23 protein-coding genes, 1 tRNA gene and 3 pseudogenes are annotated in these 25,386 nt (G+C 58.4%); 12 read left to right on the top strand and 15 right to left on the bottom strand.

The genetic code is table 11. The annotated features are described in order from the left end of the window. The first annotated feature begins 42 nt into the window (after nt 1-42). Together HFO99_RS16190 and HFO99_RS16185 are read left to right on the top strand one after the other, a co-directional pair. Nucleotides 43-1,605, top strand: a complete 1,563-nt coding sequence (locus tag HFO99_RS16190) for an undecaprenyl-phosphate glucose phosphotransferase (protein ID WP_222362260.1) — start codon at nt 43-45, stop codon at nt 1,603-1,605. Beyond that, entirely contained in the window at nt 1,602-2,843 is a 1,242-nt protein-coding gene (locus HFO99_RS16185) for an O-antigen ligase family protein (RefSeq protein WP_222362258.1), read from the top strand. The genes HFO99_RS16190 and HFO99_RS16185 overlap by 4 nt, the downstream gene beginning before the upstream one ends. A 57-nt stretch (nt 2,844-2,900) precedes the next feature. On the opposite strand, the gene HFO99_RS16180 is transcribed toward HFO99_RS16185, so the two are convergent. From HFO99_RS16180 to HFO99_RS16170, 3 genes are all read right to left on the bottom strand, one after another. Continuing rightward, complete coding sequence (locus HFO99_RS16180) at nt 2,901-3,734, bottom strand: carbohydrate ABC transporter permease (protein ID WP_222362256.1); 834 nt, start codon at nt 3,732-3,734, stop codon at nt 2,901-2,903. Nucleotides 3,735-3,745: 11 nt separating this feature from the next. Continuing rightward, on the bottom strand, nt 3,746-4,639 hold the full coding sequence (locus HFO99_RS16175; RefSeq protein WP_222332998.1) for a carbohydrate ABC transporter permease: 894 nt from the start codon (nt 4,637-4,639) through the stop codon (nt 3,746-3,748). A 126-nt stretch (nt 4,640-4,765) separates the two neighbouring features. Next, nucleotides 4,766-6,103 carry an extracellular solute-binding protein gene (locus HFO99_RS16170; RefSeq protein ID WP_222362254.1) on the bottom strand — a complete coding sequence of 446 codons (1,338 nt, stop codon included), beginning with the start codon at nt 6,101-6,103 and terminating at the stop codon, nt 4,766-4,768. A 178-nt stretch (nt 6,104-6,281) separates the two neighbouring features. Here HFO99_RS16170 and HFO99_RS16165 point away from each other — a divergent pair, with 178 nt between their 5' ends. The 4 genes from HFO99_RS16165 to HFO99_RS16150 all read left to right on the top strand — a co-directional run bounded on the left by HFO99_RS16165 (nt 6,282) and on the right by HFO99_RS16150 (nt 9,222). Further along, entirely contained in the window at nt 6,282-6,896 is a 615-nt protein-coding gene (locus HFO99_RS16165) for a GNAT family N-acetyltransferase (RefSeq protein ID WP_222333093.1), read from the top strand. 546 nt (nt 6,897-7,442) lie between these two features. Further along, entirely contained in the window at nt 7,443-8,624 is a 1,182-nt protein-coding gene (locus tag HFO99_RS16160) for an ROK family transcriptional regulator (RefSeq protein ID WP_222362252.1), read from the top strand. 96 nt (nt 8,625-8,720) lie between these two features. After that, complete coding sequence (locus tag HFO99_RS16155; protein WP_222332996.1) at nt 8,721-9,014, top strand: helix-turn-helix domain-containing protein; 294 nt, start codon at nt 8,721-8,723, stop codon at nt 9,012-9,014. A 58-nt stretch (nt 9,015-9,072) separates the two neighbouring features. Then, the gene (locus HFO99_RS16150; protein WP_222362250.1) at nt 9,073-9,222 is read left to right on the top strand and encodes a hypothetical protein; all 150 of its coding nucleotides are present in this window, start codon (nt 9,073-9,075) and stop codon (nt 9,220-9,222) included. On the opposite strand, the gene HFO99_RS16145 is transcribed toward HFO99_RS16150, so the two are convergent. Further along, nucleotides 9,219-9,431, bottom strand: coding sequence for a hypothetical protein (locus HFO99_RS16145; protein WP_003558379.1), 213 nt, complete (start codon nt 9,429-9,431; stop codon nt 9,219-9,221). The two genes, HFO99_RS16150 and HFO99_RS16145, sit on opposite strands and share 4 nt — an antisense overlap. A gap of 196 nt (nt 9,432-9,627) precedes the next feature. Between HFO99_RS16145 and HFO99_RS16140 the strand changes: the two are divergent. Then, nucleotides 9,628-9,862 (top strand): annotated as a pseudogene (locus HFO99_RS16140) (DUF982 domain-containing protein). A gap of 6 nt (nt 9,863-9,868) precedes the next feature. Here HFO99_RS16140 and HFO99_RS16135 read toward each other — a convergent pair. Beyond that, nucleotides 9,869-10,087 (bottom strand): hypothetical protein, encoded by a 219-nt coding sequence (locus tag HFO99_RS16135; protein ID WP_164577695.1) that lies wholly within the window; start codon nt 10,085-10,087, stop codon nt 9,869-9,871. Nucleotides 10,088-10,628: 541 nt separating this feature from the next. Here HFO99_RS16135 and HFO99_RS16130 point away from each other — a divergent pair. Beyond that, nucleotides 10,629-11,261, top strand: a complete 633-nt coding sequence (locus HFO99_RS16130) for a class I SAM-dependent methyltransferase (RefSeq protein WP_164577694.1) — start codon at nt 10,629-10,631, stop codon at nt 11,259-11,261. Between the two features lie 680 nt (nt 11,262-11,941). Here the strand turns inward: HFO99_RS16130 and HFO99_RS16125 are convergent. Further along, nucleotides 11,942-12,403, bottom strand: coding sequence for a DUF992 domain-containing protein (locus tag HFO99_RS16125; RefSeq protein ID WP_222307700.1), 462 nt, complete (start codon nt 12,401-12,403; stop codon nt 11,942-11,944). 234 nt (nt 12,404-12,637) lie between these two features. Beyond that, a pseudogene (locus tag HFO99_RS16120) lies at nt 12,638-13,006 on the bottom strand (response regulator transcription factor). A 544-nt stretch (nt 13,007-13,550) separates the two neighbouring features. On the opposite strand from HFO99_RS16120, the gene HFO99_RS16115 reads away from it, so the two are divergent. Together HFO99_RS16115 and HFO99_RS16110 are read left to right on the top strand one after the other, a co-directional pair. After that, on the top strand, nt 13,551-14,558 hold the full coding sequence (locus HFO99_RS16115; protein ID WP_222332992.1) for an HAD family hydrolase: 1,008 nt from the start codon (nt 13,551-13,553) through the stop codon (nt 14,556-14,558). Between the two features lie 112 nt (nt 14,559-14,670). Next, nucleotides 14,671-15,507 carry a hypothetical protein gene (locus tag HFO99_RS16110; protein WP_222362248.1) on the top strand — a complete coding sequence of 279 codons (837 nt, stop codon included), beginning with the start codon at nt 14,671-14,673 and terminating at the stop codon, nt 15,505-15,507. 336 nt (nt 15,508-15,843) lie between these two features. On the opposite strand, the gene HFO99_RS16105 is transcribed toward HFO99_RS16110, so the two are convergent. The 3 genes from HFO99_RS16105 to HFO99_RS16095 all read right to left on the bottom strand — a co-directional run bounded on the left by HFO99_RS16105 (nt 15,844) and on the right by HFO99_RS16095 (nt 18,754). Further along, entirely contained in the window at nt 15,844-16,275 is a 432-nt protein-coding gene (locus HFO99_RS16105; RefSeq protein WP_064251507.1) for a DUF2721 domain-containing protein, read from the bottom strand. 55 nt (nt 16,276-16,330) lie between these two features. Next, nucleotides 16,331-16,990 (bottom strand): hypothetical protein, encoded by a 660-nt coding sequence (locus HFO99_RS16100; RefSeq protein ID WP_222332991.1) that lies wholly within the window; start codon nt 16,988-16,990, stop codon nt 16,331-16,333. A gap of 84 nt (nt 16,991-17,074) precedes the next feature. Further along, the gene (locus HFO99_RS16095) at nt 17,075-18,754 is read right to left on the bottom strand and encodes an arylsulfatase (RefSeq protein WP_222332990.1); all 1,680 of its coding nucleotides are present in this window, start codon (nt 18,752-18,754) and stop codon (nt 17,075-17,077) included. A gap of 396 nt (nt 18,755-19,150) precedes the next feature. On the opposite strand from HFO99_RS16095, the gene HFO99_RS16090 reads away from it, so the two are divergent. Continuing rightward, on the top strand, nt 19,151-20,110 hold the full coding sequence (locus HFO99_RS16090) for a formylglycine-generating enzyme family protein (protein ID WP_222333091.1): 960 nt from the start codon (nt 19,151-19,153) through the stop codon (nt 20,108-20,110). A 998-nt stretch (nt 20,111-21,108) separates the two neighbouring features. Further along, nucleotides 21,109-21,534 carry a hypothetical protein gene (locus HFO99_RS16085; protein WP_222332989.1) on the top strand — a complete coding sequence of 142 codons (426 nt, stop codon included), beginning with the start codon at nt 21,109-21,111 and terminating at the stop codon, nt 21,532-21,534. 240 nt (nt 21,535-21,774) lie between these two features. Here HFO99_RS16085 and tnpC read toward each other — a convergent pair. From tnpC to HFO99_RS16060, 5 genes and pseudogenes are all read right to left on the bottom strand, one after another. Continuing rightward, nucleotides 21,775-23,305: pseudogene (tnpC, locus tag HFO99_RS16080) on the bottom strand (IS66 family transposase). A gap of 71 nt (nt 23,306-23,376) precedes the next feature. After that, nucleotides 23,377-23,733: an IS66 family insertion sequence element accessory protein TnpB gene (gene tnpB, locus HFO99_RS16075; RefSeq protein ID WP_222282033.1), complete on the bottom strand. Its 357-nt coding sequence runs from the start codon at nt 23,731-23,733 to the stop codon at nt 23,377-23,379. Beyond that, nucleotides 23,730-24,020 (bottom strand): transposase, encoded by a 291-nt coding sequence (locus HFO99_RS16070; protein ID WP_261323175.1) that lies wholly within the window; start codon nt 24,018-24,020, stop codon nt 23,730-23,732. The genes tnpB and HFO99_RS16070 overlap by 4 nt, the downstream gene beginning before the upstream one ends. 467 nt (nt 24,021-24,487) lie before the next feature. Beyond that, a tRNA-Pro gene (locus tag HFO99_RS16065) sits at nt 24,488-24,564 on the bottom strand. A gap of 98 nt (nt 24,565-24,662) precedes the next feature. Continuing rightward, nucleotides 24,663-25,331, bottom strand: coding sequence for an HAD family hydrolase (locus HFO99_RS16060; RefSeq protein WP_222332988.1), 669 nt, complete (start codon nt 25,329-25,331; stop codon nt 24,663-24,665). Between the last annotated feature and the right edge of the window lie 55 nt (nt 25,332-25,386).

Below are 25,386 nucleotides of genomic sequence, written 5' to 3'. Positions count from 1 at the left end.
GTGACAACGAGCGACTATGCCCCATGAACAAACTGGGCCCCCATGAACAAGCTGGACAAAGGCGATCAATTCGACGTGGAAGCACTGCGCAAGCAGGTCTCCGACATCGAGGTTCGCGGCGACGCGGTTCAGGAGAATTCCTCCGACCCGACCGAAATTAATCCCTATGCCCGCCAGATCGCCGAACAGTTCCGCGACGGAACTCATTCGCCGGCGATCATCATCGGGCAATTGCGGCTGCTGGAATTCCTGGCACTCTTTGCGATCGCCCTGACCATTCACTATTTCTGGCCCGGCGAGGGCAACGATTCCACGCTGGTGCGGGCGGGCATGGCAGTGATCGTTTCGGCCTTGACCGTTATCGGCCTGCAGCTTGCCGACACTTACACCATTCCCGCACTTCGGGCGAAGCTGCGGCTCATGCCGCGCATCGTCGCCGCTTGGACGATCGCGCTTCTCCTGACCGTCGGCCTGTTCGGGCTCATTCGCGGCACCACGTGGGCGATGGTCGACGCCTACATCCCTTGGTTCGTCGCAGGCGCGCTCTTCCTTGCAGCCGAACGCTTTGTCGTCGCCTACGGCATCCGCAACTGGGCGCGCAACGGCATCATGGAACGTCGCGCCGTCATCGTCGGTGGCGGCGAGCCGGCCAAGGACCTGATCCGCGTCCTCGAACAGCAGGCCGACAACGACATCCGCATCTGCGGCATCTTCGACGACCGCGGCGAAAAGCGCTCGCCGATCATGGTCGCCGGTTATCCGAAGCTCGGCACCGTAACCGAACTCGTCGAATTCGTGCGGTTGACGCGCATCGACATGCTGATCATCGCCCTGCCGCTTTCGGCCGAGGCCCGCATCTACGACCTTTTGAGGAAACTCTGGGTTCTGCCGGTCGATATCCGCCTTGCCGCGCATGCCAACCGGCTGCGCTTCCGGCCGCGCGCCTATTCGCATGTCGGCTCGGTGCCGATGCTCGATATTTTCAAGAAGCCGATCCGCGACTGGGATTCCGTAGCCAAGCGCGGCTTCGACATCTTCTTCACGCTCGTCGCACTGGCGCTGCTCTGGCCGATCATGGTCGCGACCGCGATCGCCATCAAGGCGACCTCCGAAGGCCCGGTCTTCTTCATGCAGAAGCGCCACGGCTTCAACAACGAAATCATCAACGTCTACAAGTTTCGGTCGATGTACACCAACATGGCCGACCCCACGGGCAAGGCCGCGGTGACCAAGGGCGATCCGCGCGTCACGCGCGTCGGCCGCTTCATCCGCAAGACCTCGATCGATGAACTACCGCAGCTTTTCAACGTGCTGAGGGGCGATCTCTCGCTCGTCGGCCCGCGTCCGCATGCCGTTCTCGCCCAGGCGCGCGACCGCGCCTTCGGCGATGTCGTCGAGGGCTATTTCGCCCGCCACCGGGTCAAGCCCGGCGTCACCGGCTGGGCACAGATCAACGGCTGGCGCGGCGAAGTGGACAATGACGAGAAGATCAAGTTCCGCACCGCCTACGACCTCTATTACATCGAGAACTGGTCGCTCTGGTTCGATCTCAAGATCCTGTTCCTGACGCCGATCCGGCTGCTCAACACGGAAAACGCCTATTGAGCGCGATCGAGGCGACATATCCCCGTGTCGCCCAACCGCAGCGGATGACGCTGTGCCTGATCGGCTCGGCTTTTGTCGCCTTCGGTGTGTTCCTCTCCGGTTTCGTGATCGACGAGCCGGCGCCCTATGAACTCTGGATGGCCGGGCTGATCGGTCTCTGGTTCATCCTGGGCCTCAGGATTTCGCGCGGCGTGGCGCCACTGCTCGCCCTGCTGTTGACCTTCAATATCGGCGGCATGCTGTCGCTGACGCAGATGAAGGACCTGGCAACGGCGCCGATGTATATCGCGGTGTCGACCTTCCTGGCGCTGACGGCGGTGTTCTACGCGGCAATCATCGAGGACAGCCACAAGCGGCTGCCGCTGATATTCAATGCCTGGACCTTCGCCGCCGTCGCCACCTCCTCGCTCGGCATACTCGGCTATTTCCACGCCTTTCCGGGCGCGGAAATCTTCACGCTCTACGACCGCGCCAAGGGCGCCTTCCAAGACCCCAACGTCTTCGGTCCCTTCCTGGTGCCGCCATCGCTCTATCTCGTCCACGGTATCCTGGCCGGCGACCTGAAGAAATCGCCGCTGAAGGCCGCCGCCCTGCTCGTGCTTGCGCTCGGCATCTTCCTCTCCTTCTCCCGCGCCGCCTGGGGGCTCTTCGCGCTTGGCGTGGCGCTGCTGATCTTCATCATGCTGCTGAAGGAGCGCAGCGGCGCCTTTCGCCTGCGAGTCCTGGTCCTGTCGCTGGCGGCGATCATCATGTTGGTCACCTCGCTGCTGGTGGCACTGCAGATCCCGAAGGTCGCCGAACTGTTTTCGGCGCGCGCGCAACTGGTGCAGCAATATGACGGCGAACATCTCGGCCGCTTCGAGCGCCATCGGATCGGCTTCACTATGATGATGGAGCGCCCGCTCGGCATCGGGCCGCTGGTGTTCGGCACGATGTTTCCCGAGGACGAGCACAATATTTGGCTGAAATCGCTCACTTCTTATGGCTGGCTCGGCTTCGTCAGCTATGTCGGCATGCTTCTCTGGACGCTCGCTCTCGGCTTCCGAAACCTGCTGCTCGACCGGCCGTGGCAGCCCTTCCTGATGATCGCCTGGATCTCGGTTCTCGGCCATGCGACAATCGGCAACGTCATCGATATCGACCACTGGCGCCATGTCTATCTGCTGCTTGGCACGATCTGGGGCTGCGCGGCGCTGGAAGTGCGCCACAAGCGCGAACAAAGACTAAGGGCAGCGTGACGTCTTGCTGTCCAAGTAGGCGTGCGGCTCCGAAACGACACCTTCGCATATGGCTGTCTATTTCGTCGCTCCTGCCGTCAGGCCGGCAATGAACCGTCGCTGGAAAATCAGATAAGTCACGATGAGCGGGAAAATCACGATCACCGCGCCGGCGGTCAGAACCGGCGTGTTGACGGTATAACGCCCTTGGAAAAACAGCATGCCGAGGGGCAGCGTCCGATAGGCGTCGTCGTTGACCAGAATGAACGGGATCAGAAACTCGTTCCAGGTCCATATGAACAAAAACAGCGCCAGTGTCGACATTGCCGGCACCATGAGCGGGATAACGATCTTGCGCAGGATATAGAATCGTCCGGCGCCATCGAGAACCGCCGCTTCGAGAACTTCTTCCGGCAGTTGCTGCATCGCGCTGGCGAGGAAGATCGTTGAGAATGGTATCGACATCGCGATCTGTGGCATAATCAGAGCCGCATAGGTATTGATCAGTCCGAGATACCGCATTTCATAATAGAGCGGGATGATGAAGGCTTCCGCCGGCACCATCATGCCGAGCGTCAGGATAGCGAACAGCGTACGCCGCAGCGGAAATGACAGGTATGCGAAGGCAAAACCGGTCAGCAGGCCTAACAAGACGCTTGCAGCAACGACGGGTATGACAACGATGATCGAATTCCAGAAGTAAATGTTGAAATGTCCGGCATTCCAAGCATCGACGTAATTTTCGAAATGTGGATATGCCGGCAACGCGAATGCACCCTGCAGAACGTCAGCCTTGCTCTTTATTGAGGTTAGAAGCAGGAGCAGGAAGGGGATGATCGTGACGAAAGCAAGAAGCCAGAGGACAATGCGGAGGAATAGCGGACCGGCGGAAATGTTAAATGAACGCCTCATCAAACGGCTCATCAAGCCAATCCTTTATGCTGCGAGCCTACAAATCGGTGAATTGCGTAGTTGATCACGAATGTGAGTATCGCGCCGACAATGGCGATGGCCGCCGCGGCGCCGAACCGATTGAGCTCGAAGCCGAGCTGATACATGTAGATGTTCGGCACGAGCGTAGCGTTGGCGGGTCCGCCCCGGGTCATTGTAAAAATCAGGTCGAAGCTTTTGATCGAGGCTATGACCGTTAAAAGCAAAACCACCCTTATTTCAGGCAATAGAAGCGGCAGCGTTATCCAGAAAAAAGTTTTTCGCGCCGAAGCACCATCGACCTTGGCAGCGTCGAAAAGCGACGGGTCGATGCGTTGGATTCCGGTCAGGAAAATGACCATGCAAAAACCAAAGAAATACCAAGTGGCAACGATCCCGACCGCGGGAAGGACAAAATTGAAATCTCCGAGCCACGGGAGTGCGAAGGCGCCTAGCCCTACTGCTCTGAGAAACTGATTGAACGGGCCGAATGCAGGATTGTAGAGCCACGCCCAGATGATGCCCAACACGGCAGTCGGCATGATATAAGGCAGGAACAAGAACGTGCGCAGAGCGAGCTGTTCGCGTTGCTTCAGATTCCAGACGCAAGCAGCAAGAGCGATACCGAGCACGAGCGGCAGGACACAGTAGAAGATCATAAGCTCGGCATTGTTACGCAAGGCTATATAAAAACGACTGTCAGAAAAGAGATCGGCGTAATTGCCCAAACCAACCCACTTGGGCATGGTCAAGCCGTCCCAGCTGGTCAGGCTCAAACCCAAAGCCGCGAGGATCGGTCCAAAGACAAACGCCGCGTAAAACAGCAATCCAGGCAATAAATAGATAAAATTGGTATGTTGCGAGCTATCAAGTGCGGAGCGTTTCATCCAGTACTCCATAAAACCAAAGCTGTGGTCATCGCGCAGCAAAGCAGACCGCAATGTCCATTTATCTCGATCGACGAGACGCAGGTCACGACCGCAGGGGACGGCCGTGACGTGTACCCGCAATCTTTATTTATTATCCTTCAGGTAGGCCTGATAGTCCTTGTCCATAGTATCGACAAAGGCTTCGGGCGTGATATTGCCGGACAGAAGAAGCGGCGTATTGTCGTCTATTGTCTTCAGCATCGTTGGGCTCGACCAATCGGGGTAATGGCCGAGAGCGTCGTTTGCGTTGAGTGTCTTCCACATTTCGATGCCGGAACTGAGGAGCGGCGTGAGCTTTGGCTTTGCGTCAGCCGCGAGCGAAGTTGCCGGGAGATAGCCAGCATTGGCCCAGGTTTCAGCAGCCTTTTCTGAGACCACATAGTCGATATATGCGCCGGCCAGGTCCTGTGTCGGCTTAGTTTTGGCAAGGCTCGTTATCGCCCAGGCAAGATCCACGCCGCCGACACTCATGGGCTTGGAAATGCCTTTCGGGGCGGGAATGGCCATGAAGCCGATATCCGGATTGTGCTGCATGTCACCGAAATACCAGGTCCCGGAGATGAGAAAAGCGCCCTGCCCGGAAATGAAAAGCTGGACGGCGTCGTCACCCGAGATGCCTTCGAAACCAGGGAAAAAATAACCGCCCTGTGCCCACTGCTGCACGAGTTTGGCGGATTCGATGTTCCCCTTGGTGTTCCAGGAGCCGCCCCGGCCGTAAATCAGGTCGTCAAGCTCGGCGCGATTGCTCGCGTCGATATGCGCTTGGTCGATGGCGCCGATCATGTGCAAAGCCAGATGCTGCTTTGCCGAGCCCATCATGAAGGGCGGAATGCCCTTTTCCTTCAGCTTGTCGAGATCGGCTAGAAGCTCCTCGAAGGTTTGCGGCAGCGCTACTCCCGCATCGCCGAGGATCTTTTTATTGTAGTAGAGGCCAACGATCTCGCCGAGGCCTGATATGCCGTAGGTCTTACCGACCCCAAATTTTCCATCTTCCCAGCGGTCTCGAGCAAGTACGGAATCCGACTGGAGCTTATCCCAGCCATATTGTTTGATGTAGTCGTCGACCGGCAGGAGCAATCCCTCCTTGACCATTGCCCCCATGTCACCAGCACCCTGGTTGACCTTCGTGATGACCGGGCCATCACCTGCCGAAACCGCAAGCTTCAACGTCAACTTCATGTCATCAAAGGTGCGGGCGGTGCGTTTGATCGTGACGCCGGGATGGGCAGCTTCGAACTCCTTGTTCAGCTGCTCTATGACCGCACTCTGGCCTTCATAGGTTTGGTCATCCCACACGGCCAGGTCGTCAGCGCGCGCGGCTGCCGAAAGGCCAAAACTCAAAAGCGCCGCGCCAGCAAGCGCGACAGCTGCTTTCAATCGGTATGCCGGCAGTATGCTGATCGATTTCACAGTTCTTGTCATCTGCTCCACCTTCATCTGGTTTATTCTCCACTCCCCGCTCAGGCCTTGCGCCAAGCACCGGCCGACCGTTTTCTTCCCCCAGAGCTTTGCCTGGCTGGCGAATCTGAGGTAATCGTCAATGCATCCGCTCCTCTCGCGACCCAAAATGACAAAGCGCCACGCTGGAGGTGGCAAAGTGATGGACACCAACTGCTTCATCCGCCCCGCGATTGAAGCGGATATCGACGCCCTTTTCGACATCTGCCTGAAAACCGCGAATGGCGGTCAGGATGCCAGCGCGCTTTATAGCGACCCGCATCTGCCCGGCTACATCTGGTCGGTACCCTACCTCAAATTCGCCAAAGACTTTGCCTTTGTTCTCGTTCAGGATGACCGGCCGGTCGGCTACGTTGTAGGGGTGCCGGACACCGGCGGGTTCGACAAAGACTTGCAAACAAACTGGTGGCCGTTCGTCCGCCAGCAGATTGCGGGACTGGCACCCACCCGTCCACGCGACGCCGACGTGATGGAACGAATTCAAAATCCGCGCAGCGGAACGGCGTGGCTTCAAGACCAGTACCCGGCGCATCTTCACATCAACATCCTTTCCGGACTTCAGGCAAGCGGTTGGGGGCGCAGGATGATCGACACGGAACTTCAAGCGCTTCGGAATCACGGGGTCGGAGCCGTGCATCTCGGGGTCGACCCAAACAACGAACGCGCCAAAGGTTTTTACCGTCACCTTGGCTTTTCCCAATTCGAGCGGGACGGCTCCGTCGCCTTTGCTATGCGGATTGATCAGGGATTGGGTTGAAGCATTTCCTGGTTTCTCCGAGGCACGGAAAGGCCCTATCTCATAAGTATGAGAAGCCTTGATTGGCGAAAATCTCACACGCCCAATGCTGCCTGCCCCGCACAAGGCGAGATCAGTGGACCCGTCTGGATGAACGTCCGCCGGAAGGCGTGGCGCCGCTATCGGCAGTAAAACAGGTTGCTCGGCGGCTCTATCAATCGAGGGCTTCATCATGAGCAAATCCTCGGCAGCTAGGTTCAAGGAGTCGGCGGAACGCGAATAAGGAAATAGCCAGGTGAGCCTCGGCCAGTTCCTCTTCGAGCTATCTTAACGGGCTCACGGCTAACCAGACGATACGTATGGCGCATACTTCTACTCGACCCTCTTTATTTCATCGCGCATTTTCATCGCACGTTAATCCAAAGCCTACAGCTGGCCTCCCATTTGTCAAGGACATAGACAAATTGCCTGCTCCGATGTATTGAATTCCGGGTGGTCGCGATAGTTGTGAAGTCAATATCGCCCCCATTAAGTATGTGCTCCGAACTAATTGGACTAGCTGGCCGGATGGCAATGACATCTTCTGTCGCACAGACTCCGATCGCACGAAAAATTTCAACCAATGCCGTCATCCGAACCGTGTTCGCGAACGGATCGATCTCTCGCGCCGATATTGCCAAGCTAACCGGCTTGTCAAAGCAAACGATTTCCGATGTCGTGCGCGACCTTGAGGATGACGGCTGGCTGAAACCAGTCGGGCAGACTGATGGCCGCCCGGGCCGGAATGCGATCACCTATGAAATCAATGCCAGGGCCGGACTGGCCGTCTCTATAGATCTCGGGAGCACCAAGATTGCTGCGGCTATTTGCGATCTGTTGGGGAACGTGGTTGCTGAAACCAAAGTATCCACCGACCCGCGCGGCGGAATGCATCTCGTCAATCAGTTCAGCGATCTTATCGTGGAACTCGCGTCTGCGGCCGGGACGGGTGCCGACAAACTCCGTCTCGTCGTTCTAGGCAGCCCCGGTGTGCTCGATCCGGCCACTGGGCATATCAACGTAGCGCCAAGCATCCCCGGCATCGACGCAATCAATCTGCGGCAAGTCTTCAGCGACAGAATGGGTATACCCGTGATCGTTGAAAATGACGTCAACCTGGCCGCGCAAGGGGAGAGATGGCGGGGACACGGTATCGAAACCAACAATTTTGCTTTCGTTGCTCTCGGAACGGGCGTCGGCATGGGCATCATCGCCAACGGAACTCTGTTGCGCGGCGCGCGTGGGGCGGCCGGCGAAATCGCCTATCTTCCGATCGGCGGAGATGTTTTTGATCCTGGCGGATTTACGCTTGGAACCTTTGAGAGTGCGGTCGGCAGCGTCGCGATGCTGCGCCGCTACGTCGGTTTCGGCGGGCGCAACGCATCCACCGTGGCGGATCTCTTCGCCGCTTTTAATGCAGGAGAAACAAGCGCCGCGGCTGCCATCGAAGAGACGGCAAGGCTGGTCGCAGTCGCCATTGCTGCAATCGGTGCGGCTCTCGATCCTGAACTGGTGATCACCGGCGGCAGCATCGGCGCAAGACCGGAACTCGTAAACGCCATCCGCGGTTTCCTGCCGCGTTGTACGCCTTATCCGCCGCGCATCGAGATCAGTCGCTTTGGGAACCGGGCCGCCCTGATGGGAGGAATGGGGATCGCGGTCGAACGCATGCATGACGATCTATTTGGTGTAAAATTGAGGGAAGTTTGAAGAGCGCATGCCTTAGAGCCTTTCCTGGTAGCGAAACCGGCCGGCGTGAGAGCGCCGCCACTTGAGAAGCGCAGGAAATGCGCTAGATTTTCCATCATGATAACAGCAACGCAGATACGCGGCGCGCGCGCCATGATCGGAATGAGCATCGAAGAGCTCGCCGCCGCCAGCGGGCTGCCGGTCGAGACCGTGACCGCGCTGGAAAACGGCGAATTTGCCGGCGAGCCGCATGCGCTGTTCGATGTGCGCAGCACGCTCGAGGCGAACGGCATCATCTTCCTGTCGAGCGGCAATCAGGATGAAGGCGGCCCCGGCATCCGGTTGCGCGCACGCACCTCTACCGATGACGGCATCCGGCCGGAAAACCTCAACGCCGCCAATGACGACTGACGGAACCAGTCGGTCGCCCGAGCGTTTTGCTGTCCCATAACATATCGGGGGCAGTCTCTTGAATCGCAGCAATGGTCTCCACGTCATCATCGGCGTTCTTGTCGTCGCGGTCCTCGGCCTTGGCGCCTATACCTTCCACGAGGAAAGCAAGCCGCAGGGCATTGAGATGAGCATCGGTAAGAACGGCGTCTCGATCGAGCAGAACTAAAGGTAGGTTTTTGCAAGGTCGGCGAGTTTGCCGCCATCCTTCACGCCCTGCCTGTAGAGTTGAATGATGACCGCACCGATCCGCTCGGCCTCCGGCGTCGTTTTGACGAGGCCGCGTTCGTCACAGACCTTGTCGAGCACCTGCGAAAGCAGATCGAGATCTTCCGAAAATAGCGGTAAATCATGCGGATGAATTGATGATCGTAACATCACGCCGCATATCCTCCGAGGGCAAACGCATCCACGCTTGCATCGCCGGCCGCCCTCCGCAACCGTCATAAAGCCATTATGCGCGAGGGCCTGAACTTTAGCAACTGCGCAAATTTTAGCGAGATAAAATTGTGGAACAAAATTTTGCCCCGCGCGTTGTAACCGCGTTTTGTGGCAGGAATCAGTGAGTGCAGACGTGAGTGAAAAACGCTTTCCCTTCCCCGTCCGGGTCCTTTCTCCAAACAGCAGCCTGATCGTTTCGACTGTCTGGGAGGCCGTCGAATATTTTAAAAAGGTGGCCGAGCAAGTGTGGGCGCGATTATCGCATTGCCCGCCAGCACTGCCTGGATGCGCTCGACGGACTGCGCAGCCCGCGCGCAGCGCAGGCTTCCTTCGTCACGGCAGCGAAAACGGCAGGATTGCTGGTTTAAGACCGGTTAGCCGTTACGGCCGCCGGCGGCGATGCGCTGGGGATGAATAGAACCTTCCATAATCACCTTGGCGGTAACTTCGATCACCCGCTCCTCGGCGAGGTCGGCGAGCGCGAGGGCGACATCACCCTCCGACCAGCCGGCTTTGACGGCCTCGTCCGACAGAGCCTGAAACGCGTTGGCGAGGCTCTGCCTGCAAGTTAGATTGTGCTTCATATCCGCCATGCGTTCGCACTAGGCTATCTGTGACAGGGGTAATGTTAATTTACACAAGTTCGCGAGAATGCGAAGAGGTTTCAGATATTTTTCAATTCAAAATCGGGTTGATAACGCCAAAACTGGGTATATCCTTAACAAAAGGCAACAAATACCACCTCCCCCAACTGAGGGAGTACCAAAAAGAACTAAAGGATCTATTTGCGATGCACTCTCTAAGCGCATTTCATCGCGTTATTTATTTTAAATGGTCAAGGCGGCCGGAGCCGATGCAGCGGCCCACCGACCACAAGAATGCGGCAAATCCGAATGCGGCCCGTTTTCAACATCTTCTTGACTCCCTGTCAATCAGCTTCGTCATCTTGGATGGGGTGAGCGTCGGGCTCGCTGGAGGATGTCGCGCGCAGTCGGTAGAGCCAATCGGCTGGCGGGCCCTAACCGCCGGGAACGCCTGCGGCGTTAATCACCTTAATACCACAACGACACCACACTCCGGTCAAAGTCCGCCGTACCATTGGCGGCTCACTTCTTCAGGTTTTCAGGAGGTAAAATGTCTATCGAACTAGACGCTACTACCTATGTACACGCCAAGCCGGCGACCGCCCATTCCTATATTTTGCCGGCCGTTGTCGATGTTCTCGAGAACAGTTTCCAGGAGGCAAATGAAACGGCAGTCTTCGACCTCGGTTGCGGCACCGGCGGCGCTGCAGCCGTGCTTGCGGAAAAAGGCTATGACGTCGTCGGTGTCGATCCCTCGAAGGACGGGATCGCGAAAGCGAGAATGGCCCACCCCGATCTTCCGCTGGAAATCGGTTCCGGTTACGAAGATCTATCCAGCCGGTATGGGACCTTCGATGCGGTGATCAGTCTTGAAGTGGTGGAACATGTCTATGATCCCAAGGCTTTCTCGACGACCATTTACGATCTGGTGAAGCCCGGCGGCATCGCGGTCGTATCGACGCCGTTTCACGGCTACTGGAAAAATCTGGCTCTGGCCGTGAGCGGAAAGATGGACGACCATTTTATGCCCCTCAAGGACCATGGCCATATCAAGTTCTGGTCTCCCGAAACGCTCAGCACGCTGCTCGTCGAAACAGGCTTCGAAGGCGTCGACTTCGAATATGTCGGGAGAATTCCACTGCTGGCGAAATCGATGATCGCGATCGCTCAAAAACCGCACTGAAGGCGGTCGAGGGCCACCATTCTTTGCAAGGACGGCGCTACAGCTGGCTTGCAACGTGAACAAATGACATTTTCGTTCGGGATTCTCAGTTCCTGTTTCAGCATTTCCGCCAATGTCTCGTTCCGTTTTCCGCCGCCAGCGGGACGAAGGAAGTGACATTCTGACTGGGATTTCAAGGGGATAAACGGTCGGGGCGACTGGACTTCGAACCTTAGAGTCCTATTGTTCAGATGATGTCTCCGGAGGGCTTTTCAAAATCCAGAAGGTTTTTTGCGCGGCGACTGACCTCAGCTTTTAGAACGGAAATCTTCCGTTGCAACAACGTGATTGAGAGGCAAGCTTCAGCAAATTGCGTGGCGAATTGATCGCGCTCCCGAGTGAGCACCTCATGGTCTAAGGAGAGCCTAGCAATCTTCTCTTTCGGCGTTTCTCCTGTGCGTACGTTCAGCTAACACCCGACGACTGACAACCAGCCGCACTTGGCAGCTTCAATATCAACGACCGACAGATCTTCACCAATCTACGGGGTATTGGGAGTTCGGGGTCGAGAACCGAAATAGCGCCGGCAGCGTGTTTCTGACGGTGAATATTCCATTCTCGGCCCCGACGCGCGACTGATCAGAGACAAGACCTGGTGTGTTGACGAAGTCCCACACCGCGATCAGCAGGACGCGGATGTCTCAGTCAACTGCACTCAGTTTCAACGAAGCGACACCAATCGCAACGTTGACGCCTTCTTCGCCTTCCAGCGACAACGGTTGAAGGGAAACGCTGTCGCGGCTTCCGCCAACCAGAACCTTCGCGCCGCCGCCGAGGCCAAGGCTGGCATCGGCCTCGACACCTCGATAGGTCCCCTGCAAGCCCAAAGTCGGCTTGCCACTAACGCTCGAGACCAGCCAGACCATCCTCCCAGCCTTGACGTCGCCGACGGCGAGGCCGAACTCGTCGATCGAACCCTTGTAAGTCTGCGTCGGGCCCGAGGGCGATGGCGTGAATGTGCACGAGACGGTCTGCTTGGTTTCGATGATCATCCCGACGCCTTTGGAAATATCGCACTCCAGTTTTCCGACCTCGAGCTTTGCAGCGCCTGCTGCGACTGGAATGAGAAATACCGAGCATGCGGCAATCAAGTGTCTGAACATTGTCGTTCCTTTCCCTTTGGTTAGCGCCACCCGTCAGCTCAACGGCCAAAAGATCGCGGTGCTTGAATTCAAAATTGGTCATGTTGGCCGCAGGTGGATTGGGTGTCGGGACAAGGGTCTTCTTGTATTCCTCGACCGTCTTCAGTATCGGCCCAAGGACCCAGTTGTACATCTCGCCGATATTGTGATCCTCCTGCGGATCGGACTCGGTATTGAAGACCTTTGGATAGCCATTCATATGTGCAGCGCTCGCTCGAGCGCCTTTTTGATCGCCGCGATGAGCACGGATCCCGCGAAGGGCTTTCGCAGATACGCGATACACCCCTTCGGCTCTCAGCCGGTCATCTTCGAGCGCCGTGATGAAGATCACCGGCAAGTTCACCCCAGCCTCTTTCAGCCTGCGCTGCAATTCGATACCTGCGATGCCGCCGAGACCGATGTCCAGAACAAGACAGTCGATCGCCACCGCTGGATCGCGAGAAAGGCTTCTGCGGATGCATACTCTACGTTCGCGAACCCGTAAGCGTTGACCAACCGCCCGACGCTTCGACGTATGCTTGCGTCATCATCAACGACAGCGATCGTGCGACGCAGATCGCCCACCTCCAGCCTCCCTCGTGATTGCGGGCTCCTCGGCACAGTAGGCCTGCTAGATCTCGATTCATATTGTCCTAAGGGGAAGGTCGCCCAATCAAGCCCCGATGCGCCCCGAGAACAGATCGACTTGCCATCTGTCGCTTCCAGCACGCGGCTGCGCAACGCTTCTCCGGCAGTGGTTGTTGCGGCGATCCGCTTATCATAGGGATAAAGTATTAGAACCCGTGGCGGCCGATCGAGGAGTGCGGGCCACGTATCGGCAGTGACACCGAAGGAATTCGAAGCAATCCGCAGGAGCGACGCCAGCAAGGACCAGCCCATCGCAATCGACCTTCCCATTGCCCAAGGCCATCGGTCCACCCTCAAAGCTTTGTGACGATAACACCTTCTTGGTGTGGTCTCATCCGTTGCAAACACCACTATTGATTGCTTTAGGATCCCAACGATTCCCCAAAGTGCAATATCGGAGGGCGATCACATTCGCTAGAGTTGGGCGGCGCCGGGTCGGAGTGCAATTCGCTGGGCGCTCTCTCACTTGAGGGTACACCCAATGCTCACTATCCGCCACCTCATCAAGTCGGCACGCGATCTGATTCCGGTTGTCATCGCAGCACTTTTGCTCACCGCGTCCGCGTATGCACAAAGCGATCCTCTGCCCTCCTGGAACGACACCGGTCCGAAACAGGCGATAGTCTCCTTCGTCGAGAGAGTGTCCAAACAGGGCTCGACCGATTTCGTCCCGGAGCCCGAACGGATTGCAGTATTCGACAATGATGGGACCCTTTGGGTCGAGCATCCCATGTACACCCAACTTGCCTTCGCCTTGGACCGCGTGAAGACGCTCGCGCCGCAGCATCCTGAATGGAAAAACGTCCAGCCATTCAAGGCGGTGCTCGACGGCGACATGAAAACCCTTGCCGCATCGGGCGAAGGCCTTCTGGAACTCATCATGGTCACCCATGCGGGAATGACGACTGAGGATTTCCAGAAGGTCGTGACCGACTGGCTTTCCACGGCACGCGACCCTCGATTCAAGCGACCCTACACCGAGCTCGTCTACCAGCCGATGGTCGAACTGCTGTCCTACCTGCGCGCCAACGGCTTCAAGACCTACATCGTGTCGGGTGGCGGCGTAGAGTTCATGCGGCCATGGACGGAGAAGGTCTACGGCGTCCCGCCAGAGCAGGTTGTCGGCTCCTCAATCAAGACCGAGTTCAAGATGCAGGACGACACGCCGACCCTGTTCCGTCTGCCGGAAGTCAACTTCATCGACGACAAGGCAGGCAAGCCTGTCGGGATCAACCAGGAGATCGGCCGCCGCCCCATCGCAGCGTTCGGCAATTCCGACGGCGATCTCGAAATGCTCCAATGGACGACGATGGCGGGTGCGCCGGCGCGCCTCGGGATGCTTGTTCATCACACCGATGCGGAGCGCGAATACGCCTATGACCGTAAGACCGATTTCGGACGCCTCGACAAGGCGCTGGACGCGGCCGCGATCACCGGCTGGACCGTCGTCGACATGAAGAACGACTGGAAGCAGATCTTCAAGAACTAGGACTGTGTGCGCCTCGGCTGGGCGGCGTGCCTAACGCTTGTGACATCAGACTTCAACAACGTGCATTAAGGTGACGGGCTTCCTGCCCGTTCAAACTGGGAGGATATTCGCCATGAAAGTCGACCGTCTCACCACGCTCATCTTCGCCGGAAGTTTCGCCCTGGCCTCCACTGGCTTTGCGCAGGACGCCCCGAAGAAGCCGCACGTACCGCTCGAAAAGGCAATTGGCCAAGTCACGCCAACGGGTCCGGTGCCGTCATTGGCAGTGATCAATTCGGCTGGCGCCAAAATCGAAAACGGAAAGCTCATTCTGACTGGCGTCTCGGCCAATTCGATCGTCTTCGCCGACCGGCCGGTGCGAGCTGCCGGGCATGTGACGACTGAACAGTTCATTATGCAATGGGACGACGGCAAGGACAATTTCGCCGTCGATCCTCCGAACGCAACAGTGTCGGTGCTGGGCGGTGAAGGATCGGATGTCAGTGACGCCGTCGTCACGCTGAAGACTCCGAAACTCGACGGCACGACACTGACATTCGATATCGCCATTCTGGAGGGAAGCCTAAGCGGTGCGACCGGACCCGCGGCCCTCTTCATCGATCACTTCGGTGGAAGTTTCGGCGGAGGGGGGGGCGGTGGCTTCCATGGCGGCGGCTTTGGCGGCGGCAGCTTCGGCGGCGGCGGTTTCCGCGGCGGAGACTTCGCGGGAGGTGATTTCCGCGGCGGCTTCCATGGAGACGACGTGCATATCGGCGACACGAACATCAACCGTGTCGGAGGTACCTACTGGCATGCGCCCGTCTACCACGGGGCCTGGTATCGCGGCGCTCCCGTCGCGGCGGGCGTGGTCGCCGGTGCTGCCATTGGAGCCGCTGCAGCGCGGCCCTACTACAATTCCTACTACAACGGTCCGCAGTGCGGCTACTATCCCTACCCGCCTTGCTATTGATCTGAGCAAGGGACACGTCACCTTCGTGGCGTGTCCCTCCGAGCAGGAGCACAGGCAAGACTGAAGCCGACGAGCCACAGCTTCAGGCATTCTGCCGCGCCCTGCCGGGCTATTGATCCGACCTCAACCCCATCGAGATGGTATACTCCAAGCTCAAGACCTTACTGCGAAAACGTGCCGCACGAAGCTTCGATACAATAACAAAGCCCTGGGTGAGATTGTCGGCATCTTCTCCGTCGAGGAATGCCTGAATTTCTTCACAGCAGGTTATGAGGCGGAATAAGTGAGACACGCTTTAGATTAGTGAAGGCCAGAGGGCCTTGAGCAATTCGGCCGTCAGCGCAACGGACGGTCGTCGTGCTCACCTTGCGACAGCCGGATGTCCTGCAGGAATCGGACGAGCGAGCCCGCCAGGAAGCAGAGTGCCGCAACAAATAGTACGGCGGCGCCTGGTTCGTGACGGTATCCCAAAAAGGCTACGACGAAGCCGAATAGGAGTAGGAGCGTCACGCCTATCCCTGACAGGACAGCCAGGTGCAATGCACTGTTCAATAGGCGCTCACGCCGCCTCAGCTCCCCGATTCCCTTCTTCAGCGGGGCTCGGGCGACGTCACTCTCGTGGATCTCACGGAGGTTTCTGATCCGCTCGGTGACGCCGGAAATCCGATTGACCAAAACCGCCACCATCGCCGCGACGCCATTGAGCATGAACGCCGGCGCGACCGCGTGATTGATCATTGTTGAAAGCTGATCAGCTTCCACTGACATACGGGCACCTTCGATCCTTTCGGCACGAACGGACGACCGCGGCGCCGGCGAGGCGCTACGGAATGACATTGACTGCACGCGCGGCCACGAGCACGAGCGTCAGCAATGAAATGGCACTTTCGAGCATCATCAGCCCCTTCGCACGTCGGGCGAGTGGCAGCACGTCGGTGGGACTGAACGCGGTCGCTGTGTTGAACGCAAGGGAAAGATAATCGATGTAGAGCGGCCGCCAGTCTGGCGCCGCTAGTTCGGGAGCCGACGCCTGGGGAAACAGCCAGTCGGGTTGTCCCGCCATGCCACGCGCGATGCGCGAGGGGCCATCCGCGTCGATCTGCCAATAGAGCAGCGAAAAGGTGAGAACGTTAGTGATCCAGATGGTAAATGACGACGTCAACAGCGACACTGATCGCGTCTCGGGCGGATGCACGGTGATGATCCCGACCATATCTCCGAGTTCCGCCGCCGTATTGCCTGCGTAGATACTGGCAAGTAGCATGATGGCGACATGCTCGATGCGCAGCCACATGGCCTTGTCGGTCGACACCGTCACCATGATCATTGGAACGATAGCTGCTACTAGGACCGCGTATGAAACCCATCGCGGCATGGCATAGACGTGGTGCGGCAGCAGCTCCAAAAGGGCGAACACCGCTAGGATCGCCATCACCGGAGGCCAGCGTGCTTCGTCACGACCTGCTTGGATGACATCGCTCATCGTCCCGCCCTTCGTCGGATATCGGATTTTGTCTTGAGAGGCGGCCTTTCCGGCCGCCCCTCCGTATCGCACGCCAGGTGGCGGTCAGTCGGTGCCGCCAGAGGTCTTCATCTCCTTTACCTGCTGCATAACTTGCTCCAGATTGTAGCTTGCAGGGTTCTGCAGTGGCGGGAAGTCGATGTAGCTCTCGAGGTGTTTCAGCCACAACTGCTGGCCGATGGGCAGGATATTCCAGTCATAGACGTAGGCGGTGGACGGTGATGCAATGGCGCCGCCCATGCCGAAGAGTGTCTTGATCTGTGTTCCGACCGAGGTCTCGAACGGATCGCGCTTGATGTTGACGACCTGCGTCCACGAGTACGGCTGCACTCCGTGAATGAAGCCCGCCGGATCGTCGGACACCATTGCGAAGTACATCTTCCAGTTCTTGTAACGGACCGCCGACGGGTCCTTGCCGGAATAGTACAAGAAAGTGTCGCGCTTGGATGGCGCCTTGCCTTCCAGGAAGTCGCGCTGATCCATCCCGTCAAGCGTGGTCTTGACGATCCCGGGATACTTACCCGCCTCGATCTCTTTCTTCAGCCCATCACCCTTGGGTCCACCAGCGATGTCGACCAATGTCGGCATCCAGTCGAGCGAGGCGAAGATGTCGTTCTTGACCGTGCCGGGCTCGATGTGCCCGGGCCAGCGAACGACCAGCGGTGCACGCATGCCGCCCTCCCAGGTGCTCAGCTTGCCGCCCTTGAACGGGGTGGTGCCGCCATCGGGAAAGGTGATCGTCTCGGCGCCGTTGTCGGTGGTGAAGACAACGATGGTGTTGTCGAGCTGGCCCATCTCCTCGAGCTTCTTGAGGACGTAGCCGATGTTATCGTCCATCTGCTTCATGCCGGCTTCGTTGACGCCCCAGTCCTTGCCGCCGGGCTCGCCCACCATGGCCTGGTACTTGTCCGGCAGCACGGTGGTGATGTGCATGCGCGCCGGGTTGTACCAGACAAAGAACGGCTTGTTGGTCTTCTTGGGATCGTTGCGGTCGAGGAAGTCGATGACCTTGGCCGAGATCTCCTCGTCAATGCCCTTCGAGCGATCCAGCGTCAGCGGACCTTCGTCGGTGCAGCTCTGGTTGGCTGGGGATCCGTCGGACGACTTGCACGACAGCATCGGACGCGGCGGCGTCAGGCAGGTCGTGGTCTTCGGGTCCACGGCTGCGGGATTCTCCGCAAGTCCGGGGATCGGCGTGTTCTTGCAAGCTGGCGCGATCCCCTGCTCGGCCGCCGTCTTGTTAATGTCGGGGAAGCTCACCCCTTGCATGGCGTCGAGGTGGTAGAGGTAGCCCCAATATTCCTGGAAGCCGTGCGCCGTCGGCAGGGATTCGGTGGTATCTCCGAGATGGTTCTTGCCGAACTCGCCTGTCGTGTAGCCGAGATCGTACAGGAACTTGGCGAGGTGAGGCGTGCCGGCCCGCAGGTAGGACGGGCTTCCGGGAATTTCCGGCAAAACCATGCCGACGCGCACCGGCTGCATGCCGGTGATAAAGGCAGTGCGCCCTGCCGTGCAACTCTGCTCGGCGTAGTAAGTCATGAACTTCGCGCCTTCGTGGCCGATGCGATCGATGTTGGGCGTTTCCCCGACCATCAGGCCCTCATGATAGATGCTCGGCTGCATCCAGCCGATGTCGTCACCCATGATGAACAGGATGTTGGGCTTGCTGTTCTCCTGCGCATGTATTGCCGCCGTGCTCGCCAACAGGCTGCCGGCGACCGCCATTGCTGCTGTTATGAACTTTGTAGTCCGTCTCATTTCGAATGCCTCCCTCAGGGGGTCGCCACATGGACGACCAAGGTTGGTTGAAAGACGAGTCGAAGCAAAAGAGGGTTTGTCGGCGACGTCCAATTGCCGACTGGCAAATCGGACAGATCATTTCGGTAGAGACGCGGCTCTCGACCCGCGTGCGCGGTCACCCTCGATTTGCCGAAGAGGGCATGTCCACTCTTCCATCCATTTTCTACATTGTATTAGCGTAAGCAGATATTGCCCTTTGGGGAATCCCCGTGAGGGATTGCGAATTCCACCGGAGCCGTCGCGAACACCCTCCCTAAAGGACAATAGGCACGATCAGAAACCGCATGTCATAAAGATACTCACACGGACATTCAGGTGGGCATGGCCATGAGCGCAGCAGATGCATACGATCCCGCATTTGACGGGCTGGCCTGGGTGCCTGCACGGACGTTCACCATGGGATCGAACAGGCACTATCCGGAGGAAGCGCCTGCGCATCCGGTCAAGGTCGACGGCTTCTGGATCGACGCGACGCCAGTCACAAACCGCCAGTTTGCCGCCTTCGTCAAAGCCACCGGACATGTCACCGTCGCGGAAATGACGCCAAAAGCTGCCGACTACCCAGGGGCACTTCCCGGAATGCTGCGGGCCGGCTCGCTCGTGTTCACCCAACCAAAGGCGGTCATCGGCTCCGACATAACACAATGGTGGTCGTTCAAGTTCGGCGCAGACTGGCGACACCCCTACGGTGGTCGCAGTGACATTCGTGGGAAGCTCGACCATCCCGTCGTTCATGTGGCCTACCGCGACGCGCTGGCTTACGCCCATTGGGCTGGCAAGGATCTACCAACCGAAGCTGAGTGGGAGCTGGCAGCGCGTGGCGGGATTGACGATGCCGAATTCGCCTGGGGCGACGAATTCAACCCAGATGGCAAGCTTATGGCCAATACGTGGCAGGGAACGTTTCCCACAATGAGCACGAAGCGGCCCGGCGCCGACAGGACATCGCGGGTTGGGTCTTTCCCCGCGAACGGGTACGGTCTTTACGACATGATCGGCAACGTCTGGGAGTGGACGTCAGACTACTGGTCAACCCGCCATCCTCAACCCGCGACCAAATCGTGTTGCATTCGTCAAAACCCTCGTGGTGGTGACCGAGAAGCAAGCCTTGATCCCCGCGAACCGAATGTTCGAATCCCAAGACGGGTGCTGAAAGGCGGGTCACATCTCTGCGCGCCGAACTACTGCCGTCGCTACCGTCCAGCCGCCCGTCATGCGGAACCGGAGGACACCTCCACCAGTCACGTTGGCTTCAGATGCGTCAAGCGAACCGAAATTTGAACCTTCCACGACCTCTCCAGTCGATGGCCGAAGCACCTTTGCCACCCATCGATTCCCACAGCGCCCGGAAGTGCGTCGCGGCGGCCACCTGAGCAGCATCGAGAACACCTCTCGCCGCCAATGTCGTGATCGCGCTTTTGCGGATGTTCAGTTAGCGGTGTCCCGCTCACATCTTGACCAAGATGCCTTATGCACGTTGGGGACTGCGGCTATTACGGGGACGCAACTATGCGCCATTAACAGGCATGAGGTCTTTGCTCAAGCTCAAGCACATTTCCCTCTGGATCGCGTGCATAAGCGATCAGATAGGGCATCTCTGGCGTCCCGTAATTTGTCCGATCTGCGCCCCTCCAGCTTGGATGATGTTTGAAAGTGTGTCGCTAATATCTTCCATCTGGAATGCTGAGTGTCCGAAGCCGGGCTCGTTGACCCTTGGCCGGGCACGATGATGTGTGACCGTATGTTCGTGAATTCCAGAAAAGGCCGTTCCAGTTCCGGGAATTTAAGCCAGATTGTACGAATCTCACAATTTGAAAGCCCATTCCCTCGCGAGACCTTTTCACCAGACAACGTCTTCGGTTCGCGAAGAACATCGCATTTCATGACCTTCACGTAGAACGCGGCGAGCGCTTCCGCATCGCGGGCAACCAAGTTGATGTGAGCAAGTCTCATGACGTTCGGCATCTCGTCTCTGAGGCAACCATATCAGATTCCTTGAGGGCCACGAAAGAAGTCTGCTTCGGGCCGATAGCCGCCTACCGGTTTTGGCAGGAACGCGCCAACTCCGGTCACTGGCAGCGGCGCACATTTGCCTAAGATTGAATACTTCTCGAACGTCCAGACGGGTAATACCTCTTCCCTTCAGAGCCGCACAATTCAAATCCAGTGCTAGCGTGCTGCAGCACAATTAACAGCCGCAAATTGACTTGACAGTCGGTTCATTCAGGTGCCGAGTCTTTCTGGTGCATTTCGTGCACCGCACAACAAGGGAGGAAGCCATGGAAGACATTAGTCGTCGGTCTGCACTGGCACTTGGTCTCGCGGCCACCGCCGCGACGCCTCTGTTGGGGCTCGCAACGCCCGCAAGGGCGAAGGACTATGGTCCAACTGAAGGGAAGGAAATTGCCCCTGGCGTTCGAGTTGTAGACGTGGGCACCTGGCAGTCAGATGATATGACCGGAGTCAAGAGCATCAACGTGGTCGACGTAGTATTTCAGCCTGGCGCTAAAGACATAGAATCAGTCATGGACCAGGATATGATTTGCCATATCACTGCGGGTGAGTTCACGATAAAGAAGGCAGACAGGGAATTCAACATCAAAGAAGGCGAATACTACACATGCGGCAAGGGTAAGACGGACCACGCCACGAACATAAGCAATGTAGTGGGTGTTCATCGAGTCGCTATTTTAATGCCTGCCTAAGCGTAGGATTGCCTGCGTGCTCGTTCGCGCTGATTGACATCAAGGGCCGCATTCCACCTCTTGCGGTCCTTCTGGTGCACCTCGATGCGGAATCGCTTCGAGCCATTTCGCGAACTTGACCAAGGTCCCGAGTGCGCCACATCCGGACCTTTGCCCCCGAGGCGTGGAACGTCTCGTCTCGATCCCCAAGGGGATACTCTCAAAACTCACTCAGGTTTGAGTCCATCGTAAGCGCTGTTTTCAGGCCACGGCTTTGAGTTCATGCTTTGCGGTGTAGACCCAAGGCAGCAGGTCGTCGATCTGGCTATTTGGATGCCCGTTGACGATCCTGGTGAGGACGTCTGAGAGATAGGTCAGTGGCTCGACATCGTTGAGCTTGGCAGTCTCGATGAGCGAGGCGATGGTCGCCCAGTGTTCGGCCCTGGCGTCGGACCCGGCAAATAGCGCATTCTTGCGATTGAGGGCAATCAGCCTGATGGATCGTTCGACGGTGTTGGAGTCGATCTCGATCCGGCCATCGTCGATGAAGCGGGTCAAGCCGTCCCAGCGTGACAAGGCATAACGGATGGCTTCGGCGAGCTTTGTCTTTTGGCTGATGTAGCCGAGTTGTTCGCGCAGCCAGGGAGCGAGGCTGTCGGTGGTCGAACGATTTTTTCCTGACGGGCGACACGACGCTCCTCGTGGGTCCGGCCACGTATCTCGTCTTCGATCTTGTAAAGTTTGGCGATGCGTTCGAGCGCCTCGCTGGCGATGGGCGCGGGACCGGCGGCAGCCAGCTCATAGAAGCGGCGACGGACATGGGACCAGCAGAAGGCCAGCGACACGGTGTTCTTTGCCGCGAGCGGGCGATATCCACTGTAGCCGTCTACTTGCAGGATACCGGCGAAGCCATCGAGATGGACCATAGGCCGTTCACCTTTGTGGTCCGGCGCATAGACATAGGCGACGCCTGGTGGGTCATTGCCCTGCCATGGCCTGTCATCACGCGCATAGGCCCAAAGTTGCCCGGTCTTGGTTTTGCCACGTCCCGGATCGAGCACCGGGGCTGTCGTCTCGTCGGCGAAGAGCTTGGACGACGACTTCAAATGATCAAGCAGCCGCTGATGGACTGGGCGCAGATGCCAGGCAGACGGCCGACCCAGTCGGCGAGCGTCGAACGATCAAGATCAATGCCCTGGCGCTTGTAGATTTGCGCCTGGCGGTACAGCGGCAGGTGATCGGCATATTTAGAGACCAGAACCTGGGCGACAGTTGCCTCTGTCGGAATCCCGCCCTCGATCAGCCTTGCCGGGGCCGGAGCCTGGACAACGACCTCCTCGCAGGCCCGGCAAGCATACTTTGGGCGGCGCACCACCAGCACGCGGAATTGGGCGGGCACAATGTCCAGCTTCTCGCTGACATCTTCGCCGATCCGATGCAGGTTATTGCGGCAGCAAGGACAGGCATGGTCATCGATATCGACCACGACCTCGATGCGCGGCAGGTGCGCTGGTAGCGAGCCCCGGTTCGTGCGCCGCTTGGCAACTTGCGACTGGCGAGGAGCCGTGGCAGCCTTTTCCTTCTCTTCCAGTCCGTCGGCTTCGACCTGCTCGGCTTCTTCAAGCCCAAGCAGAAGCTGATCCTCGGGAAGCGTCTCTGCCCGGCGACCGAACCGGTGGCGCTGCAATTCCTTGATGATCTGACGCAGCCGGGCATTCTCCGCCTCGCGCGAAAGCACCATCGCTTTCAGCGCGTTCAGGTCATCCGGAAGCTCGTCCGCCGTTATCGTCATGGATCGAGAACAGCATATTTTACCGCTCGGATCGAGAGGCTGGATGTTGCTGATTCAATTGGTCGCGGCCGTCATCCAGCCTTTACCGGCGTGCGCGTTTCGCTCGGCGTATGCACGCGTTTCCAGTCCAATCCCTCGAACAAAGCCGAGAACTGTGCGGCCGTCAGATGCATCGCACCGTCCTGCATCCGGGGCCAATGGAACTCGCCATCCTCAAGCCGCTTGGCGACCAGGCACACGCCGCTACCGTCCCAGAAGATCAGCTTGATCCGGTCCGTTCGTTTGGCACGGAACACGTAGATCGTGCCAGAGAACGGGTCGGCACCCATCTCCGCCTTCACCAGTGCTGCCAATCCTTCAGCACCTTTGCGGAAGTCGACGGGGTTGGTGGCGATCATCACCTTTACCGCACCGGACGGACCGATCACGACTGAGCCTTCAAGGCCTGGATCACGGCAGCAATGGTCGCGCTGTCCGTGCCAGATGCGATCCTGACGATCGCGCCGCCAACCTCCAGCTCGATTGCCGCAATTGGAAGTGCGCTCCTCGTTATCGTCTTTCGCCGTGTCGGGGGTGGCTCTGCCGGACGATCAATTACCGCTGGCACAAACATGGACGGCGAGTCTTGCTTCGCCTGACTTCGCACCTGCCGACGCCAGGTAAACAATTGTCCGGGCGACAACCCATGCCGACGCGCAACAGCACTGACCGACATCTCGCCGCTTTAGCTCTCGGCGACAATGCGGTCCTTCTCCTCGTCGCTCCAGTCGCGGCGACGGCCTGTTCCCGTGAAAACCTCAAACCGTTGCCATGGCACATCTTCAGTGGTGCCATGCGTAAATCCTGTAATCGTCATATGTCGAAGCCTCGTTCGGCAACAACATCAACAATCACACGCTGATCCGGAAGGTGGGGTCAAGGCACCGCTTACGATGTTCATCATCGCGGGAATCGTGTGCGGGTTCGTCGCATCTGGCGGATTGGCGCGGGAGAAGTACGGACTCTCAACGAGGGTGGGGCGAAGCTTCGGTGTGGGCATGTCGCGGAGAATGCCATAGCTGGGCCGAATCGTCACTAGGGTGCCGTGGCTGTCATGGCCCCAGAATGGCGCCAATTTTTGCAACTTGCCTCTTTCGAGGCTTTACTTTTTTCCGGAACGACTAGGGTTTTCAAGGATTTAAATGGTCGGGGCGACTGGACTCGAACCAGCGACCCCTTGACCCCCAGTCAAGTGCGCTACCGGGCTGCGCTACGCCCCGACCTGCCGAAACGGCTTGCTTCGTTTAGTTTTTCAGCGCGTGCAATGCAAGCGGAAAAACCTTGCCTCCAACAAAAAGGGAGCGGTTTGCCCGAATGGTCAGATCGCGGCGAGCTTCAGCCGGCCTTCGATGGTCTGGTGGGGCTGCCATGTCTGGTAGTTGGCGATCGAAAAATGCGGTGTTTCGAACGGCGTGGCGTGGGTTTCGGTGATGACGGTAACGCCGGCGCCGGCGGCTTCGCCGGCGAGAATGCCGGCGACGGCATCTTCGAAGACCAGGCATTTTTTCGGATCGACGCCGAGGCGGCTTGCGCCGAGCAGATAACCTTCGGGGCTGGGCTTGCCTGATTTGACCTCTTGGCCGCTGACGATGACCCTCGGCATCGGGATGCCGGCGGCGGCCATGCGGCGCTTGGCGAGCTCGATCGGCGCCGAAGTGACGATTGCCCACCGGCCCTCAGCGATGGCGGAGAGGAAGCGGACGGCGCCGGGGATCTCAACGATGCCGGAGACATCCTCCATCTCCTCGGCGAGCAGCAGATCCGCCTCATGGGCCGGATCGACGCCGGGCAGGCCGAGCCCGCGGATAACGTCGGAGGCGCGGATGCCATGGATCGTCTTCAGGAAGACCTCCGGCTCGAAGCCGTGGCGTCTTGCCCATTCGCTCCAGACGCGTTCGACGACGGCAATGGAATTCAGCAGCGTTCCGTCCATGTCGAAAAGGAAAGCGTCGTAGGACCTATCGAGGATGTCATGGAGAGCGGGCACGGGTGTTTCCTTCCAGCATGAGGGCCGGGCAGCCCCTGCGCAGGCGAGTAGCGTA

Origin of the sequence: Rhizobium leguminosarum (assembly GCF_019798305.1) — a bacterium.
Taxonomy (GTDB): Bacteria; Pseudomonadota; Alphaproteobacteria; order Rhizobiales; family Rhizobiaceae; genus Rhizobium; species Rhizobium leguminosarum_U.
This window is presented reverse-complemented; position numbering and strand designations above follow the sequence as displayed.